The sequence below is a fragment of the Burkholderia sp. 4M9327F10 genome (genome assembly GCF_005503145.1).
Classification (GTDB): Bacteria; Pseudomonadota; Gammaproteobacteria; order Burkholderiales; family Burkholderiaceae; genus Paraburkholderia.
The window spans coordinates 71,642-87,475 of record NZ_SCNV01000021.1; the positions used below are offsets into that span (position 1 = coordinate 71,642).

Consider the following 15,834-nt stretch of genomic DNA (forward strand, 5'->3'; position numbering starts at 1 on the left):
CTTTCGTTGGTTATTGACAGCATGCCGCTGCGTAGCTGGCCGTCGGGTGCCAAACACGCCGGCAGCCTGTATGGGGGCAGCCTCGTCCGGATCGCGGACGGACTGAATCTACTATCTCGAAAATTTACTGCTTCGCACGCCAACCATGGCGCACCCTACAACACTTTTTTGCCATCTCCAACCTGCATGCCGTCCAAACTTCCGGCCGGCGACGCCAACGCTTTGGAGCTGCGCACCGACATTCTATGCGAGAGCGGCGAATCGTACAGCTAACTTATTCACTGCGACCTGTGGATAACCACGGGAAAACACCCGGGACAGGGTGTGCATCGATTCTTGACAAGCCTCCCGCGCCCTTCGCGCCCACCGGAGTTATCCGCAGTTCGCGGCCCGGATGCGCCCCGGAACAGCATGGTTATCATTGGCGCATCGCTTTGACTTTGCAGGGAATTATTCAGTTGTCCACAGCCGATTGCAATGCTTGTTAACTACTACTACGGTTATATACGTAAACTTTGGAAACTTCTAAGGAAGCCTTATCTGGAATCGGGACCACAAAAAAATTCGCAAAAAATTTTCGCTCTCCGGGTTCCGGAGGGCGCACTCGCGCGCCCCTCGCTTGCCTCACCCTGCCTTACCTCGTCATGCGCGCCATTGCAGGCATTGTTGCCGAACCGCTTCGTGCAGCGACTTTTCATGTTCGAACACAGTACGCAGCCAGGTTGCATCGTTGACCTGACCACGTGCGATCGACGCCACTTCCGCCAGCGCCTTGCCCGAACCGAGTGCTTCCGCATGCGGTGCAATCCGCTCGAGCGTTTCAAGAATGTCTTCTGAAAGCGTCTTGCGTTCGCCGCTCTGCGGATCGATGCAGGTACCGGCCAGTCCGAAGCGGCAGGCCTCGAAACGGTTGAAGGTATAGACGAGGTAGTCGTCTTCCTTCGGTGTCAGCGGCTTGTCGAGCAACAGATGACGCGCAAGCGTCTGGATGTAACAGGCAATCGCCGCAGCCCGGTCAACCGACAGCGGCGTATCCATCACGCGCACTTCGATGGTTCCGAAGCCAGGCTTCGGACGAATGTCCCAGTAAAAATCTTTCATGCTGTTCACGACACCTGTGTGAACCATCTTCGAAAAATATTCTTCGAAGCTGTCCCACGTCAGCATGAAAGGTGCGCGGCCCGAGAGCGGAAACGCAAACACCGAGTTCAGACGCGCGGAGTGAAAGCCGGTGTCGACGCCCTGCACGAACGGCGAGGACGCCGACAGCGCGATGAAGTGAGGAATGAAACGCGACATCGAATGCAGCAGGTACAGCGCGCTGTTCGAATCCGGACAGCCGATGTGCACGTGCTGGCCGAACACTGTGAACTGCTTGGCGAGGTAGCCGTACAGTTCAGAGAGGTACTGGAAGCGCGGCGTGTCGACAATCTGCCGGTCGCTCCATTGCTGAAACGCATGCGTGCCGCCGCCGCACAAACCGACGTTCAGGTGATCGGCAGCACTGACGAGTGTGTCGCGGATCGTGCGTAAATCGGCCAACGCCTGCTCGTGCGTCGTGCAGATGCCGGTCGAAAGTTCGATCATGCTTTCAGTGATCTCCGGCGTGATGTTGCCGGGGATTTTTTCGTCCTGGATGAGCCGCAGCAGATCGGACGCGGCTTTGGTCAGATCATAGTCATGGGTGTTGACGATCTGCATCTCGAGTTCGATACCGAAGGTGAACGGTTGCGAATCGACGAAGCGTTCGAGTGACATGGCGTCCCCTGATTCAAGTCGGCGGGACAGGCTCGGCCTGCCCCACCGTTTTCAATGTCGCAAATGCGTGCAGAAAAGCGGCGCGCGGCATGGCGTGTGCAACGGCAAGCGGCTCATTGGCCTGCCCATTGGCCCGCTCATTCACGCCGCTCGCCTACCAGAGCGAGGCAACGATAGACGAGCCACGGTCCGACGATCTGCAACACGACAATCGAGCACATCATGATCGCGCGCAGGCTCGGATCCAGATTCGGATAAAGACTGTAGGTATCGTCGACCAGCAAATACGCGAGCGCCGACATGGGCGAAAGCGAAAGACCGAGCGCCACGCCCTGCTTCCAGTTCAAACCGCTCGGCTTGGCAAACGCAAGCACACCCACCAGTTTGCCGACGAGCCGCGCAACAATCAGTCCCAATGCGGCGACTCCGCCGATGGCGATATCGCGCCACTCGAACGAAGTCAGTGTAAGCACGAACAGGATCACCGTCAGCAACCAGCCCGCCGTGCCGAAATGCTGCGGCCAAAGTTGCGGACGCGCCTCCATGTTCTTCACGATGATGCCAGCGGCGAGCAGGCTAAGAATTGTCGAGAGCTTGAACAGATGGGCAATGGCAATCGCCAGCAGCACGAGGCCGAACAGCGCAACGAACGAATGCTCGTCCTGCATGTTCATGCGGCGATAGAAAAAGATGCAGGTACGCGCGAGCGCAAATGCGAGAACCAGCGAACCGACCAACAGATATAGCGGCTGCAGGATAGTCGCGAAAACGTTGCCGTAGGTTTCCTGATGCAACCAGCCCGACACGAGTTTCTCGATCACGACTGCGTACATGCTGTTGAGCGCGGTCAAGGTCAAGAGCCGTTGCGTGACCTGGCCTTCGGCACGCAGCTCCGTTTTCAGCTGGATCACCATCGCCGGCGACGTGGCCATCGCGATCGCCGCGAGCACCAGCGCGACGATCAGCGGCACATGCAAGAACAGCAGGATCGGCAGGACCAGCACAAATGTCAGTGTCGATTCGGCGATGCTCGACAGAATCAGCCAGGGATTGCGGCGGATCCAGCGCAAGTCGAGCCGGCTGCCGAGTTCGAACAGCAACAGGCCGAGCGCCACATCGAGCAGCGGCCGGGCCGCTCTCGCCGAATCCGCATCGATCACGCCGAAGCCAGCCGCGCCGGCCACGAGACCGATCACTGCATAACCGGAAATGCGTGGCAAGCGCCACGCGCGATAGCACAGCTCACCGCACAAACCGGCGGCGAGCAGCGCAAGGCCTGCCCAAAAAATCGCATCGGGTGAGAGCGGCCAGCCAGGAAAGAATGAAAACGCCGACTTCATCTTGGTGGGTTCTCCTTTGATCGGGTGAAATCTAAACGCGCTGCACCTGCAAACCTGCAAGCGGTGAGTTCGGATGTGCTGCCGCAGCATGGCTCGCTATCGCAGCGGATCCCGGCACAGGTGAAAGAACGCCGTCGACTTGAATCAGAGTCTGATGGACCGGCACCGTTCCATTGGTGCGTCCACCGCTTGACGGAGGGTAGGACGCGGAAAGAACGGCGATTGTGCCATAGCTTTTCGGCGTCGATTGAAAACGCTCGTTTGGGTGCGAGAAGCGGTAAAAATGCACCCGTTTGGCAGAAGAACAAGAAAAAGCGACCGGTAGCGATCAGCTTCGCGTGCCGCGGTGTTGACGGTTTTGTAGTCGGAAAAGATTCCTGAGATCCGGGGTCGGTGCGTGGCCGATAAGCGTCGTGTAGCGACGGCCTTTCTGCTTATTGGTTTACTCGTATGTATACGTAGTAGCAGTTAACAAGCCTGCTCGATTTCTGTGGATAACTCTGGTTTACCGAACCGAATCAGTGTCTTGCAGACTGCACAACCGGCTGTACAGGATGTGCGGCTGCGAGGGGGACAAGTGGGTAACTTTTTGCGCTTTCGGCGAGCGGCGAAGTTACCCCGTTTACGTCCACATCCCGTCCACACGCGTTTCACCTGCAATCAGACAGGTTATCCACAGCAAGCCGTGGATAACTTTTCGCGCGACAGGCTGATATCAGCGGGCGGTGCCCTGGCGTAAGGCGCGCAGCAGAAAACGGGCGGGGTCGAGATCTTCGGCGAGGTCGCGCGCGATCGGCCAAGGCTCGCCTTCGATCTGCGAGGCGATCAGCTCGGCACCGAGGCCCGCCCACACGAGACCGCGCGAGCCATACGCGAAGGCGCCGTACAGTCCGTGCGCGCGCGGCAGATCGAGTGGCCAGGCGCCGCGCAGGCGTGCGCTGTCATGGATCGCGGCGGCTTCGTCGGGCAGCGCGCCGATCATCGGTATACGGTCGCTCGTGACACAGCGAAACGCGACCCGGCCGGCCAATGACGCAGGGTTTTGCGCGTCGAGGGTGGTGGCCAGCGCGGGCAGCATTAGCGCGAGGCGTCGGAGATTTTCTTGGTGCCCGGCGGTTTGCACGGCGCGTTCGGGGTCGTCGATATCGTAGGTTGCGCCGGTTAGCGTGACGCTGTCGGCAAGCGGCACGGCGTAGCCATCGCCGATCACCGGCATGGCGAGCGGCGGCACGCTGCCGGCGGGCAGCAGCGTCAGTTGACCACGTACGCTGCGGGTGGGCGCGTAGCGCAGGCCAGCGAGACGCGCGGCGTCGTGGGCATTCGCGAAGATCACCACTGGTGCTTCGGCAAGCGTCTCACCGTGCGCATCGAGCACACGCCATCGATCGCCCACGCGTTCAATCCGCTCTGCCTGAACGCCGAAGCGCCGCTCGAGCAATGCGCCGGCAGCTGCGCATTGAGCCGCGCACAGCGATGCCGGATCGATCCAGCCGCCATGCGGAAACAGCCATCCACCCTGGCTGAGCGGGAGCTTCGCAATCCTCTGTGCCTCAGTGCGCTCAAGTAGCGTCACATACTCAGGCGGATACGCGAACCTGGCTAACGCCGCGGCCATCATGCCCGCTTCTTCTTCGTTTGCCGCTAGCTGCAGCAGTCCTTCGGCGCCGCGCACGGGCGCGTGGCCCGCGTCTGCGAGCATCGCCCAGCGCTGTCTTGCATACAGAAAGCCGGCTCGCGTGATGCGCGAGGCGACACCGTCGTCACGCGAGAGCATCGGATGAAACACGCCGGCCGGATTACCCGAGGCGTCGCGTGCCGGTGCGTCGTGCCGTTCGAGCGACTCCACGCGCCAGCCGCGTGCGGCAAGCCGTTCGATCACGGCGCAGCCTGCGAGACCCGCGCCGATCACCACCGCGTGCCGCTCGCTTACGGCGAGCGGGACCGGCGGTTCGTAGCGGCGTACACGCCAACGCGGCGCAAAGCGGCCCACCAGCATGGCGCGTTTCCAGCCGAAACCCTCCACCTTGCGGTATTCGAAGCCGGCTTGCGTGAGGGCACGCTTGACGTCACCGGCACTCGTATAAGTGGCGAAGGTGGCGTCGTCGCCCGCGAGCCGGGCAAGCGTTTTGAAAATCGCGGGTGTCCACAATTCGGGATTTTTAGCGGGAGCAAAGCCGTCCAGATAGAACGCGTCGGCGCGTAGCCAGAGGGTGGGCAACGTCTCGGCGGCGTCGCCGAAAACAAGCGTGAGGATGACTCGCCCACCTTCGAATTCGAGCCGGTGGGTGCCCGGCACGAGCATCGGCCACGCCTGCGCGAGGCTGTGGCCGAGCTCCGCAATCGATGCGTCTGCAACGGTCGCGGCATACGCATTTAACAAATCGGCCCTTGTAAACGGGTGTTTTTCTGTCGAAACGAAATGCAGCCGCTCGCAACGGTCCGGGTCGGCGCGCCAGGCTGCCCAGGTGACCAGAAAGTTGATGCCCATGCCGAAGCCCGTTTCCAGCACGGTGAAAAGTCGCCGGCGCTGCCACCGTCCGGGCAGGCTGTTACCTTGCAAAAACACGTATTGCGCCTGGGCAAGACCGCCCACGGCGCTGTGATAGATATCGTCGTGACGCGGCGAGAACGGCGTGCCGTTCTCGCGAAACGCCAGGATGGCGGGGAGCAGCGGATCGGTCATGCGAGGCAAAAAACCTTCGGGCAAACGGGTCGAGCGGTGCCGGACACAGCGCGCCGGCCATCGCGCAGCGGGCTATGGCGGGCCGCTCGACGCCTGGAACGTTGGCAAAAACCAACGCCGAACCCCCGTAAAGCCGCGCTTTGGCAGCCGTTTGGATTCCCGGAATAACAAAAATCGTCATTTCCCGGGTTACTCCACCTGGCAACCGTGTAAATCTTCGAAACCCTTATCCTGATTGGGTTTGCGCTGCGCTATCATAGCAAGCGCCGCAAAGGGAAGCGGCAGCACGGCCGTTACGCAGGAACTTGCCGACGGGTTTGTCCGGAACGCTCCGGAGCCGTAGCTGCTCGACGGCGCGGCGCGCGCACGTATAATCGGCGCGTTCGCGCTGTTCGTGTCAACCTAAACCAGAAAGGAACCTTAATGAACAAACAGGAACTGATCGACGCCGTCGCAGGTCAGACGGGCGCCAGCAAGGCTCAAACCGGCGAAACGCTGGACACGTTGCTCGAAGTCATCAAGAAGGCTGTGTCGAAGGGTGACGCGGTCCAGTTGATCGGTTTTGGTAGCTTCGGTTCGGGCAAGCGCGCAGCACGCACGGGCCGCAACCCGAAGACTGGCGAAACCATCAAGATCCCGGCCGCCAAGACCGTCAAGTTCACGGCTGGCAAGGCGTTCAAGGACGCAGTCAACAAGCGCTAAGCACATCCCTGCTTGGTTGTTGACACCCGCCACAGGCGGGTTTTTTTTCGCCTGCGCTTTTCGCCCGCGCACGATGCAAGCCGTGCGCGGACTTCGCTGATATGGCGTTCAGCCGTGAGGTCTCACGGCCTGCACTCAATAATTTCAGTGATGGTGATGGACGATTTCACCGTCGCCGTGATCGTGATCATCCTCGGCGTCGAGATCCCATGCCGGGAACGGATCGGTGAATTGCTGCCAGCCTTGCGCGCCCAAGGCGTATTCTTCGTCGCTCAACAGGCAGGCATCGAACTTCGCGCGCCATACTGCCGGCTCGATGCCGACACCGATCATCACCAGTTCCTGACGACGGTCGCCGATGCTGAAATCGTTCGCGTCGCCATACCAGTCGGCGGCGATTTCCGCGGCGAGCTCGTCGTCGCCGTCGGGCCATTCGCTGCGATCCTGCGCCGCCCACCACATTCCCGCCGGGCCATGACGGCACGCACCGCCCGCCTGGGAGAGCGAACCGGCGATGTCGTTGCGGGTGGCGAGCCAGAAGAATCCCTTGCTGCGCAGCACGCCCTGCCACTCTTCGTGCAGCAGTGCCCACAGGCGCTCCGGATGAAATGGCCGGCGTGCCCGGTAAATGAAATTGCCGATGCCGAACTCGTCCGCTTCGCCACTGTGATGGTGTTCGTGATGCAACGATGCGAGCCAGCCGGGCGCGCTCGATGCCTCGTCGAAATCGAAGCGCTTCGTGTCGAGCACTTCGTCGAGCGGCACCACGCCGAAGCGGCTCACCACCTGCACCGCGCGTGGATTGATGCGCGCCAGAATCCGTTGCAGGCGCGTGAGGTCGTCCGCGCTAACGAGATCCGCCTTGTTCACGACCAGCACGTCGCAGAACTCGACCTGCTCGATCAGCAGCTCGACCAGCGTGCGGTCGTCTTCTTCGCTTGCCGCAATGCCGCGTTCGGCGAGCGCGTCGGCCGAGGCATAGTCGCGCAGGAAGTTGAACGCATCCACCACCGTCACCATCGTGTCGAGCCGCGCGACATCGGAGAGCGAGGTGCCGTCATCGTCGACGAAGGTGAAGGTTTCGGCAATCGGCATGGGTTCCGCAATGCCGGTCGACTCGATCAGGATCGCGTCGAAGCGCTGTTCGCCGGCGAGGCGCCGGATCTCGGTCAACAGGTCGTCGCGCAAGGTGCAGCAGATACAACCGTTGCTCATCTCGACCAGTTGTTCCTCGACATGCGAGAGCGCGGCGGCATCGCGCACCAGGGTTGCGTCGATATTCACGGCGGCCAGATCGTTGACGATCACGGCGACCCGCAGACCGGCGCGGTTGGCGAGAATGTGGTTCAGGAGCGTGGTCTTGCCGGCGCCCAAAAAACCGGAAAGCACGGTGACGGGCAGGTTCGGCTGGTTCATCGCAGTACGGAAACGGAGAGGATTAAGAGGCGTGCCGGGCTTTTAAGCGAGACGCATGAGCGACGGCAGCACGAAGCCGCATTGTGCATCAAACCCGCGGCGTCCGCCTGCGCCGCTCGTGTTGCTCACCCAGGTGGGCCGCACTCACGTTCAGCGCGAGGCGTGCATCAGGTTCCACTTCTGCAGGATGGCCACGATCTGTTGCGCATACTTGTCGCGCAATGCCGGCGTTTCCGAATGATAGGCGCCGACCGCTTGCCAGGTATTGCCGTACTTGTTCATCTGCTGACGCAGATGCCAGGCGGCGATATAGACGTTCTTGCACGGCTCCATCAGCGTGTTGGTGGAGATGCCGTATTGGGCGAGCGTGGGCAGATGAATCGAGTTGATCTGCATCAGGCCGTAGTCGGTCGAACCGTTGGCGTTCTTATGCAGCGCCTCGGGCCGGTTATGCGATTCCTGCCACGCAATGGCCCGTAAAATCAGGGGGTTGACCTTCTGATAACGGGCCGCTTCATCGAAACAGTCGGCGTGTGCGGGCCCCGCTGCGAGCAGCGTGCCGAGTACGGCGCCAATGGTGAGAAGGGCTAGTTTCATCAGTCAAGATGACTAAGCAATTCACAAAAGTAAGACTAGGTAAGGCATTTCACATGCGATAGGATGCACCCGCAACCGCCTGCAAACCCGCCAACACTGAGCCCGCGCCGGACATCGGGGAAAACCCGTGTAGGCGGGTCACATCCAGCAGGGTCAACGGCCCGTATGATACCGGCAGGCGGTTGAGCGTCAAGTTAGCTACCCGACATAAGCTCGCGAAAAACGAAGGCAGCAAAATGCTTCAGTGAGTCCCTACCAGAGCTTTCAAAAATTTGACAGTGTGTGTGGTTGATTAGAGTAATCGCACCGGACCCGTTGTTTTGTGACAAATCCGACATGAAAAACTGTTACTGTTCATTTTTTTCGGACATAGGTTGGAAGGAAGATGGGGGAGCCTGCGCCCGAGGGGGCGTGAGCAGACCGAGAGGGCCCCTGGTCCGCAACCATGTTCGTCGCGCTTGACAGTCGGTCGCTCCGGCGATCGGCATCAACATCAAACTCCATGAGAAGAAATCGTATGGCATTGCGTCGCGTCGCAACGGCGCTGCTGGTGGCTGGACTGATCACTGCGCAGATCGCACACGCTCAGGTGACACTCAACTTCGTTAACGCCGACATCGATCAGGTGGCTAAGGCGATTGGCGCAGCAACCGGCAAAACGATCATCGTCGACCCGCGCGTCAAGGGTCAGTTAAATCTGGTCTCCGAGAACCCGGTCCCCGAAGACCAGGCGCTCAAGACCTTGCAGTCCGCCTTGAGGATGCAGGGCTTTGCGCTCGTGCAGGATCACGGCGTGCTGAAGGTGGTGCCGGAGGCCGATGCGAAGCTGCAGGGCGTGCCGACCTACGTCGGCAATACGCCAGTGGCAGCCGGTGATCAGGTGATCACGCAGGTGTTCCAGCTCAGGAACGAATCGGCCAACAACGTGCTGCCGGTGCTGCGTCCGCTGATCTCGCCGAACAATACCGTGGCGGCTTACCCGGCCAACAACACGATCGTTGTGACCGACTACGCCGACAATGTGCGGCGCATCGCGCAGATCATCGCGGGTATCGATACGGCTGCCGGCACGCAGGTTCAGGTGGTGCCGTTAAAGAACGCGAATGCGCTCGACATCGCGCCGCAACTGTCCAAGATGCTCGATCCGGGCGCGATCGGCGCGACCGACGCGACACTCAAGGTATCGATTACCGCGGACCCGCGCACCAACTCGCTGTTGATCCGTGCCTCGAACGGCTCGCGGCTCGCAGCCGCGAAGGAGCTGGCCAAAGAGCTCGATGCGCCGAGCAGCGTGCCCGGCAACATGCACGTGGTGCCGCTGCGCAACGCCGATGCGGCAACGCTCGCCAAGACCTTGCGCGGGATGCTCGGCAAGGGCGGTGACACCGGCTCATCGGGCGGCCAGAACAACGCGAATTCGTTCAACCAGGGTGGCGGCGGCGCGTATGGTAGCAATTCGACCGGCACCTCCGGTACGCCGCCACTGCCCTCGGGCGGACTCGGCAGCTCGGGCTCGTCGCCGCTCGGCGGCGGCAGCGGAGGAACGGGTACAGGCGGCGGTTCCAGCTCCGACGACCTGGTCGGCAGCGGCGACAAGAACAAGAGCGACGACAATCAGCCCGGCGGCATGATCCAGGCGGATACGGCGACCAACTCGCTGATCATCACGGCCCCCGAACCCGTGTACCGCAACCTGCGGGCGGTGATCGACCAGCTCGACGCACGGCGCGCCCAGGTCTATATCGAGGCGCTGATTGTCGAGCTGAACTCGAACACGAACGCCAATCTTGGCATTCAGTGGCAGGTTGCAAACGGTGCGCTGTTTGCCGGCACCAACCTGGCGACCGGCGCCGGCAACAGCATCATCAACCTGACGGCTGCTGCTGCCGGCGGTCTCCCCGCAGCGCTTGCCAGCACCAGCAATCCTGTCCAGCAGGGCCTCAACGTCGGCTGGGTGCACAATATTTTCGGTGTGCAGGGACTGGGCGCGTTGCTGCAGGCGCTCTCACAGACCGCCGACGCGAACGTGCTGTCGACGCCTAACCTGATTACGCTCGATAACGAGGAAGCGAAGATCGTCGTCGGCACGAACGTGCCGATCCAGACGGGTTCGTATTCGAACCTCACAAGCAGCACCGCGAGCAGTGCGTTCAATACCTACGACCGCGTCGACGTCGGCCTGACGCTGCACGTCAAGCCGCAGATCACCGACGGTGGGATTCTCAAGCTTCAGCTCTACACCGAAGACTCGGCAATCGTGAACGGCACGACCAACGCCACGACCAACCCGGCCGGCCCGGAGTTCACCAAGCGTTCCATCAGCTCGACGGTGCTTGCCGATAACGGCGAGATCATCGTGCTGGGCGGCCTGATGCAGGACAACTACCAGGTCAGCAACAGCAAGGTGCCGCTGCTGGGCGATATTCCCTGGATTGGCCAGTTGTTCCGCTCGGAGCAGAAGAGCCGCAACAAGACTAACCTGATGGTGTTCCTGCGCCCGGTGATCATCGCCGATCGCAATACCGCGCAAGCCGTCACGTCGAACCGCTACGACTATATCCAGGGCGTGCAGGGCGCCTACAAGTCGGACAATAACCTGATGAAGGACAATGACGATCCGGTGGTTCCGCCGATGCCGATTGGCCCGAGCCAGGGCGGCGCGCCCGAGATGAACCTGTTCAATCTCGACGCCATGCGTCGTCAGCAACTGGCGCCGCGGCCCGCCTCCGCACCGGCTGCGGCCACGCCTGCTCCTGTGCAGACGAACCCTCTGCCGGTCGCACCTTCCACGGCCACGCCGGGAGCGCAGCCGTGAGCACGCCGTCCACCCCGCCGTCAGCTTCTGCGTCATCTGCAGCGGCGCGAGCCGGTGCCGCGCCGCATGTCGAGCGCATTGCACCGTCGGCGGTCGCCGCGCGGCTCGTGCCTTACGGCTTTGCGCGCAGTGGCCAGATTCTGGTCGCGCATCAGCATGCTGACGGGCTGGAAGTCTGGATCAGCGAGCGTACGAGCGACGCCGCGCTCGCCGAAGTGGGGCGTAATTTTGGCGCGCTGACGGTCGTGCGCCTTCCTGCCGATGAACTGGCACTGGCTATCAACACCGCGTATTCGCGTCAGGACGGCAGCGCGGCGCAAGTGGTCGGCGAGGTGGAAGGCGAAGTCGATCTGTCGCGGTTGATGCAGGAGATTCCCGAGGTCGAGGACCTGCTGGAATCGGAAGACGATGCGCCGATCATCCGCATGATCAACGCCCTTCTCACCCAGGCGGCACGCGAACAGGCTTCGGATATTCACATCGAGCCGTTCGAGAATGCTTCGGTGGTGCGCTTTCGCGTGGACGGCACACTGCGCGACGTGGTGCGGCCGAAGAAGGCGCTGCACGGCGCACTGATCTCGCGTATCAAGATCATGGCGCAGCTCGATATCGCGGAGAAACGTTTGCCGCAGGACGGCCGGATCACTCTGCGCGTGGGCGGCCGGCCGGTGGATGTGCGGGTGTCCACGTTGCCTACGGGGCACGGCGAACGCGCGGTGCTGCGTCTGCTCGAGAAAGACGCCTCGCGCCTGAATCTCGAAGCGCTCGGCATGGGTTCGGACACGCTCACGAAGTTCGACAAGCTGATCGGCCGCCCGCACGGCATCGTGCTGGTGACCGGGCCGACCGGTTCGGGCAAGACGACCACGCTCTATGCGTCGATGTCACGCCTCGAGACTGCGACGACCAACATCATGACCGTCGAAGACCCGATCGAGTACGACCTCTCGGGCATCGGCCAGACCCAGGTCAACGAGCGGATCGGCATGACTTTCGCGCGGGCGCTGCGCTCGATTCTGCGGCAGGATCCGGACATCATCATGATCGGGGAAATCCGCGATCTGGAGACTGCGCAGATTGCGGTGCAGGCCTCGCTCACCGGCCACCTGGTGCTGGCGACGCTGCACACCAACGACGCAGCTTCCGCCGTGACGCGTTTGACCGACATGGGCGTGGAGCCGTATCTGCTCGCCTCATCGCTGCTTGGCGTGCTGGCGCAGCGGCTGGTGCGCCGGCTCTGTCCGGTGTGCCGCGAAGAGCGCACGGACGAACATGGCCGCGTGCAATGGCATCCGGTGGGTTGCGACAAGTGCGGACACTCCGGCTACGCAGGACGGCGCGGTGTGTATGAACTTCTGCTGATCGACGATTCGATCCGCACGCTGATTCACCGTAACGCAGCCGATTCGGAGATTCTCGACGCGGGGCGTGCTCAAGGCATGCACACGCTGCGCGAGGACGCCGACCGTTGGCTCGCCTCGGGCCTGACCTCGCTTGAGGAAGTGATCCGCGTGACGGGCGGAGCTTAAGTCCATGCCGGCATTTCGTTTCGAAGCGATCGATGCGACGGGCAAGGCGCAAAAAGGCGTGCTCGACGCGGACAGCGCGCGCGGCGCCCGCACTCATCTGCGTGGCCAGGGGCTGACACCGCTGCTGGTCGAGCCGGCCGCGAGCCGCACGCGCGGCGAGCGCAACCAGCGGCTCTCGCTCGGGCGGCGTTTGTCGCAACGCGAGCAGGCCATTCTTACGCGTCAACTGGCGAGCCTGCTGATCGCCGGCTTGCCGCTCGACGAAGCGCTCGCCGTGCTGACCGAACAATCGGAGCGCGACTACATCCGCGAACTGATGGCGTCGATTCGCGCGGAAGTGCTGGGCGGCCATTCGCTCGCCAATGCGCTGCAGCAGCATCCGAAAGATTTTCCGGAGATCTACCGCGCATTGGTGGCAGCGGGTGAGCATACCGGCAAGCTCGGTCTGGTGCTCTCGCGTCTCGCCGACTATATCGAGCAGCGCAACGCGCTCAAGCAGAAGATCGTGCTGGCCTTCACGTATCCGACCATCGTCACGATCATCGCGTTCGGCATCGTGACTTTTCTGCTGAGCTATGTGGTGCCGCAAGTCGTCAATGTGTTCGCCAGCACCAAGCAGCAGTTGCCGTTTCTCACCGTCATGATGATGGCGCTCTCAGGCTTCGTGCGCAAATGGTGGTGGGCGGTGCTGATCGGCGTCGCGGTGCTGGCGTATGTCGTGCGGTCGATTCTGGCGCAGCCGGGGCCCCGCCTTGCCTTCGACCGCTGGCTTCTGACCGCCCCGCTGCTCGGCAAGCTGGTGCGTGGCTATAACACCGTGCGCTTTGCCAGCACGCTCGGCATCCTGACGGCGGCCGGCGTGCCGATCCTGCGCGCGCTGCAGGCGGCGAGCGAAACGCTCAGCAACCGGGCGATGCGCGACAACATCGACGACGCAATCGTGCGGGTGCGCGAAGGCACGTCGCTGTCGCGCGCGCTGGGCAATACGAGGACGTTTCCGCCGGTGCTGGTGCACCTGATCCGCTCGGGTGAAGCGACCGGCGACGTGACGACGATGCTTGATCGTGCAGCGGAAGGCGAAGCGGGCGAACTGGAGCGCCGCACCATGTTCCTGACGAGCCTGCTCGAACCGTTGCTGATTCTGGCGATGGGGGGTGTGGTGCTGGTGATCGTGCTGGCCGTGATGATGCCGATCATCGAGCTGAACAACCTGGTGCAGTGAGGCGCTGCGGCGCGCGGGCGTGGTTAGCGCAACCGCATGACGCGATTGCGGCCAGATCGCTCAGCGCACGTAGATGGTGGGACCGGCCGGGTTGGCGGGCAGGAACACTTCGGAATGGACGCCGTTGCGGTCGATGATGATCGAACGGGCGCGCACTTCGTAGAGCTTGGCGCCTTGCATGATGACGCTGCCGAGCGAAACGGCCCGCGGCGGTTCGCCGCCTGCGCTGATGATGGCAGCGCCACCTTCCCGGAGCGACAGAATGCCGAACAGGCGCACGTCCTGGTTGACGCTGCGCTGCAGTTGCCCGCCGAACAGCGTGGCCGCCTGTTCGACCGAGATTGGCGCATGCACGGCGGCAGCCGGCAACGGACCACCACGCAGCGCGGTCAAAGTGACGAGCCAGTAGGTGAGCGTCGCGCAGAACACGGCGAAGAGCGCGAGCGAAAGAAGGCGGATTTGGGTGGCGTTCATGCGCACATTGTACGGACTATTGTGAATTTTGCGTTGAGGGAAGTGTCCCTAACCTGGCGCGAATCGCCAGGTTCCTCCGAGGGGAGGCGAGAAACTTCGGGAGGCCCGACGTTTTGTCGCAACCCTTCAACTGCATGACATTAAAATGACTGAACAGGAGTGTTAAATCGCGCACGGATTCCGTTTTGCGCAACACTCGCCTGACACGAAAATCTTCCTGAAAAGAGGTAGCAAGCTATGCAAATGTGGACCACTCGCCGCACCGAAATCGCGGGTCTGCGTAACCGTCGGCAACGCGGTTTTACGCTGATTGAAATCATGGTGGTGATTGCGATTCTCGGGATTCTGGCCGCGCTGATCGTACCGAAGATCATGAGCCGTCCGGATGAGGCGCGTCGTGTTGCTGCGAAGCAGGACATCGGCACGATCATGCAGGCCATGAAGCTGTACCGCCTCGACAACGGCCGCTATCCGACCCAGGACCAGGGGCTGCGCGCGCTGGTCGAAAAGCCGACTACCGATCCGGTGCCGAACAACTGGAAGGACGGCGGCTACCTCGAGCGCCTGCCGAACGATCCGTGGGGCAATCCGTATCAGTACCTGAACCCGGGCGTGCATGGTGAAATCGACGTCTTCAGTTATGGCGCCGACGGCAAACCCGGCGGCGAAGGCAACGATGCCGACATAGGCTCGTGGGAATAAACGCTTGAGCCTGTTGCGCGCCCTCTTGTTCGACGCCGGTACCATGCCTCTGTCCGATTACAGGTCTCGTGTTGCTTCGGCGTGTGTGGCGAGGATGCCGCACGCGCTGGAACCGGCATGCGGGGTACATCGCAAGCGCATGGTTCGGCAGGCAGGCTTTACGTTGCTGGAGATGATGGTGGTGCTGGTGATTGCCGGGCTGCTGGTATCACTGGCATCGATTGCAATGACGCGCAATCCGCGCACGGATCTGAATGAAGAAGCTCAACGGTTGGCATTGCTGTTCGAATCGGCGGGCGACGAAGCGCAGGTACGGGCGAGGCCTATTGCGTGGCAACCGTTCGACGGCGGGTTTCGTTTCGACATGCATACCGATGACGGCTGGCGTCCGTTGCGCGACGAGTTGCTCGGACCGCGCCGCTGGGAAGGCGGCGTGACGAGCGTGACGATCGACTATCCGGGGTCGGACGTGCATCCGTCGCGGGTGGTGTTCGGTACAGAGAGCATCGATACGCCGGTCCAGGTCACGCTGTTTTCCGCGGCGGGCCAGGCGACTATTGTGGGTACAGGCAATGGCCGCTATGAGGTACGTTGAG

The 15,834-nt window shown here is 62.1% G+C and carries 12 protein-coding genes; 6 read left to right on the forward strand and 6 right to left on the reverse strand.

Annotation, left to right across the window (positions count from 1 at the left end):
* Positions 1-642: 642 nt before the first annotated feature.
* The 3 genes from FFS45_RS19840 to mnmC all read right to left on the reverse strand — a co-directional run bounded on the left by FFS45_RS19840 (position 643) and on the right by mnmC (position 5,781).
* A complete protein-coding gene (locus FFS45_RS19840) occupies positions 643-1,758 on the reverse strand; it encodes a YbdK family carboxylate-amine ligase (protein WP_137956336.1) in 1,116 nt (371 codons plus the stop codon).
* Positions 1,759-1,895: 137 nt separating this feature from the next.
* Positions 1,896-3,098, reverse strand: a complete 1,203-nt coding sequence (locus tag FFS45_RS19845; protein WP_137956337.1) for a cation:proton antiporter — start codon at positions 3,096-3,098, stop codon at positions 1,896-1,898.
* Positions 3,099-3,813: 715 nt separating this feature from the next.
* Complete coding sequence (mnmC, locus tag FFS45_RS19850) at positions 3,814-5,781, reverse strand: bifunctional tRNA (5-methylaminomethyl-2-thiouridine)(34)-methyltransferase MnmD/FAD-dependent 5-carboxymethylaminomethyl-2-thiouridine(34) oxidoreductase MnmC (RefSeq protein ID WP_137956338.1); 1,968 nt, start codon at positions 5,779-5,781, stop codon at positions 3,814-3,816.
* 423 nt (positions 5,782-6,204) lie between these two features.
* On the opposite strand from mnmC, the gene FFS45_RS19855 reads away from it, so the two are divergent.
* Entirely contained in the window at positions 6,205-6,483 is a 279-nt protein-coding gene (locus tag FFS45_RS19855) for an HU family DNA-binding protein (protein WP_074262967.1), read from the forward strand.
* Positions 6,484-6,627: 144 nt separating this feature from the next.
* Here FFS45_RS19855 and FFS45_RS19860 read toward each other — a convergent pair whose 3' ends face one another.
* Complete coding sequence (locus tag FFS45_RS19860; RefSeq protein ID WP_137956339.1) at positions 6,628-7,899, reverse strand: GTP-binding protein; 1,272 nt, start codon at positions 7,897-7,899, stop codon at positions 6,628-6,630.
* A 150-nt stretch (positions 7,900-8,049) separates the two neighbouring features.
* Positions 8,050-8,496 carry a lytic transglycosylase domain-containing protein gene (locus FFS45_RS19865; RefSeq protein ID WP_137956340.1) on the reverse strand — a complete coding sequence of 149 codons (447 nt, stop codon included), beginning with the start codon at positions 8,494-8,496 and terminating at the stop codon, positions 8,050-8,052.
* Between the two features lie 517 nt (positions 8,497-9,013).
* Here FFS45_RS19865 and gspD point away from each other — a divergent pair.
* Genes gspD through gspF form a run of 3 tightly spaced genes read left to right on the forward strand, consistent with a single transcriptional unit; the run spans position 9,014 to position 14,062 of the window.
* Positions 9,014-11,311: a type II secretion system secretin GspD gene (gene gspD / locus FFS45_RS19870; protein WP_137956341.1), complete on the forward strand. Its 2,298-nt coding sequence runs from the start codon at positions 9,014-9,016 to the stop codon at positions 11,309-11,311.
* On the forward strand, positions 11,308-12,840 hold the full coding sequence (gene gspE, locus FFS45_RS19875; protein WP_137956342.1) for a type II secretion system ATPase GspE: 1,533 nt from the start codon (positions 11,308-11,310) through the stop codon (positions 12,838-12,840). Before gspD ends, gspE begins: the two co-directional genes overlap by 4 nt.
* Before the next feature lie 4 nt (positions 12,841-12,844).
* Positions 12,845-14,062, forward strand: a complete 1,218-nt coding sequence (gene gspF / locus FFS45_RS19880) for a type II secretion system inner membrane protein GspF (RefSeq protein ID WP_137956343.1) — start codon at positions 12,845-12,847, stop codon at positions 14,060-14,062.
* Positions 14,063-14,122: 60 nt separating this feature from the next.
* Here the strand turns inward: gspF and FFS45_RS19885 are convergent, their stop codons facing one another.
* Complete coding sequence (locus FFS45_RS19885) at positions 14,123-14,536, reverse strand: type II secretion system protein N (protein ID WP_137956344.1); 414 nt, start codon at positions 14,534-14,536, stop codon at positions 14,123-14,125.
* Between the two features lie 237 nt (positions 14,537-14,773).
* On the opposite strand from FFS45_RS19885, the gene gspG reads away from it, so the two are divergent.
* Together gspG and FFS45_RS19895 are read left to right on the forward strand one after the other, a co-directional pair.
* A complete protein-coding gene (gene gspG / locus FFS45_RS19890) occupies positions 14,774-15,238 on the forward strand; it encodes a type II secretion system major pseudopilin GspG (RefSeq protein WP_137956345.1) in 465 nt (154 codons plus the stop codon).
* Between the two features lie 94 nt (positions 15,239-15,332).
* On the forward strand, positions 15,333-15,833 hold the full coding sequence (locus tag FFS45_RS19895; RefSeq protein ID WP_249362855.1) for a GspH/FimT family pseudopilin: 501 nt from the start codon (positions 15,333-15,335) through the stop codon (positions 15,831-15,833).
* The last annotated feature ends 1 nt before the right edge of the window (position 15,834 follow it).

What these genes read in the sequence shown, in the direction of transcription:
- FFS45_RS19840 (WP_137956336.1), bottom strand. Translation starts at nt 1,758, where the DNA reads ATGTCACTCGAACGCTTCGTCGATTCGCAACCGTTCACCTTCGGTATC.
- FFS45_RS19845 (WP_137956337.1), bottom strand. Translation starts at nt 3,098, where the DNA reads ATGAAGTCGGCGTTTTCATTCTTTCCTGGCTGGCCGCTCTCACCCGAT.
- mnmC (WP_137956338.1), bottom strand. Translation starts at nt 5,781, where the DNA reads ATGACCGATCCGCTGCTCCCCGCCATCCTGGCGTTTCGCGAGAACGGC.
- FFS45_RS19855 (WP_074262967.1), top strand. Translation starts at nt 6,205, where the DNA reads ATGAACAAACAGGAACTGATCGACGCCGTCGCAGGTCAGACGGGCGCC.
- FFS45_RS19860 (WP_137956339.1), bottom strand. Translation starts at nt 7,899, where the DNA reads ATGAACCAGCCGAACCTGCCCGTCACCGTGCTTTCCGGTTTTTTGGGC.
- FFS45_RS19865 (WP_137956340.1), bottom strand. Translation starts at nt 8,496, where the DNA reads ATGAAACTAGCCCTTCTCACCATTGGCGCCGTACTCGGCACGCTGCTC.
- gspD (WP_137956341.1), top strand. Translation starts at nt 9,014, where the DNA reads ATGGCATTGCGTCGCGTCGCAACGGCGCTGCTGGTGGCTGGACTGATC.
- gspF (WP_137956343.1), top strand. Translation starts at nt 12,845, where the DNA reads ATGCCGGCATTTCGTTTCGAAGCGATCGATGCGACGGGCAAGGCGCAA.
- FFS45_RS19885 (WP_137956344.1), bottom strand. Translation starts at nt 14,536, where the DNA reads ATGAACGCCACCCAAATCCGCCTTCTTTCGCTCGCGCTCTTCGCCGTG.
- gspG (WP_137956345.1), top strand. Translation starts at nt 14,774, where the DNA reads ATGCAAATGTGGACCACTCGCCGCACCGAAATCGCGGGTCTGCGTAAC.
- FFS45_RS19895 (WP_249362855.1), top strand. Translation starts at nt 15,333, where the DNA reads ATGCCGCACGCGCTGGAACCGGCATGCGGGGTACATCGCAAGCGCATG.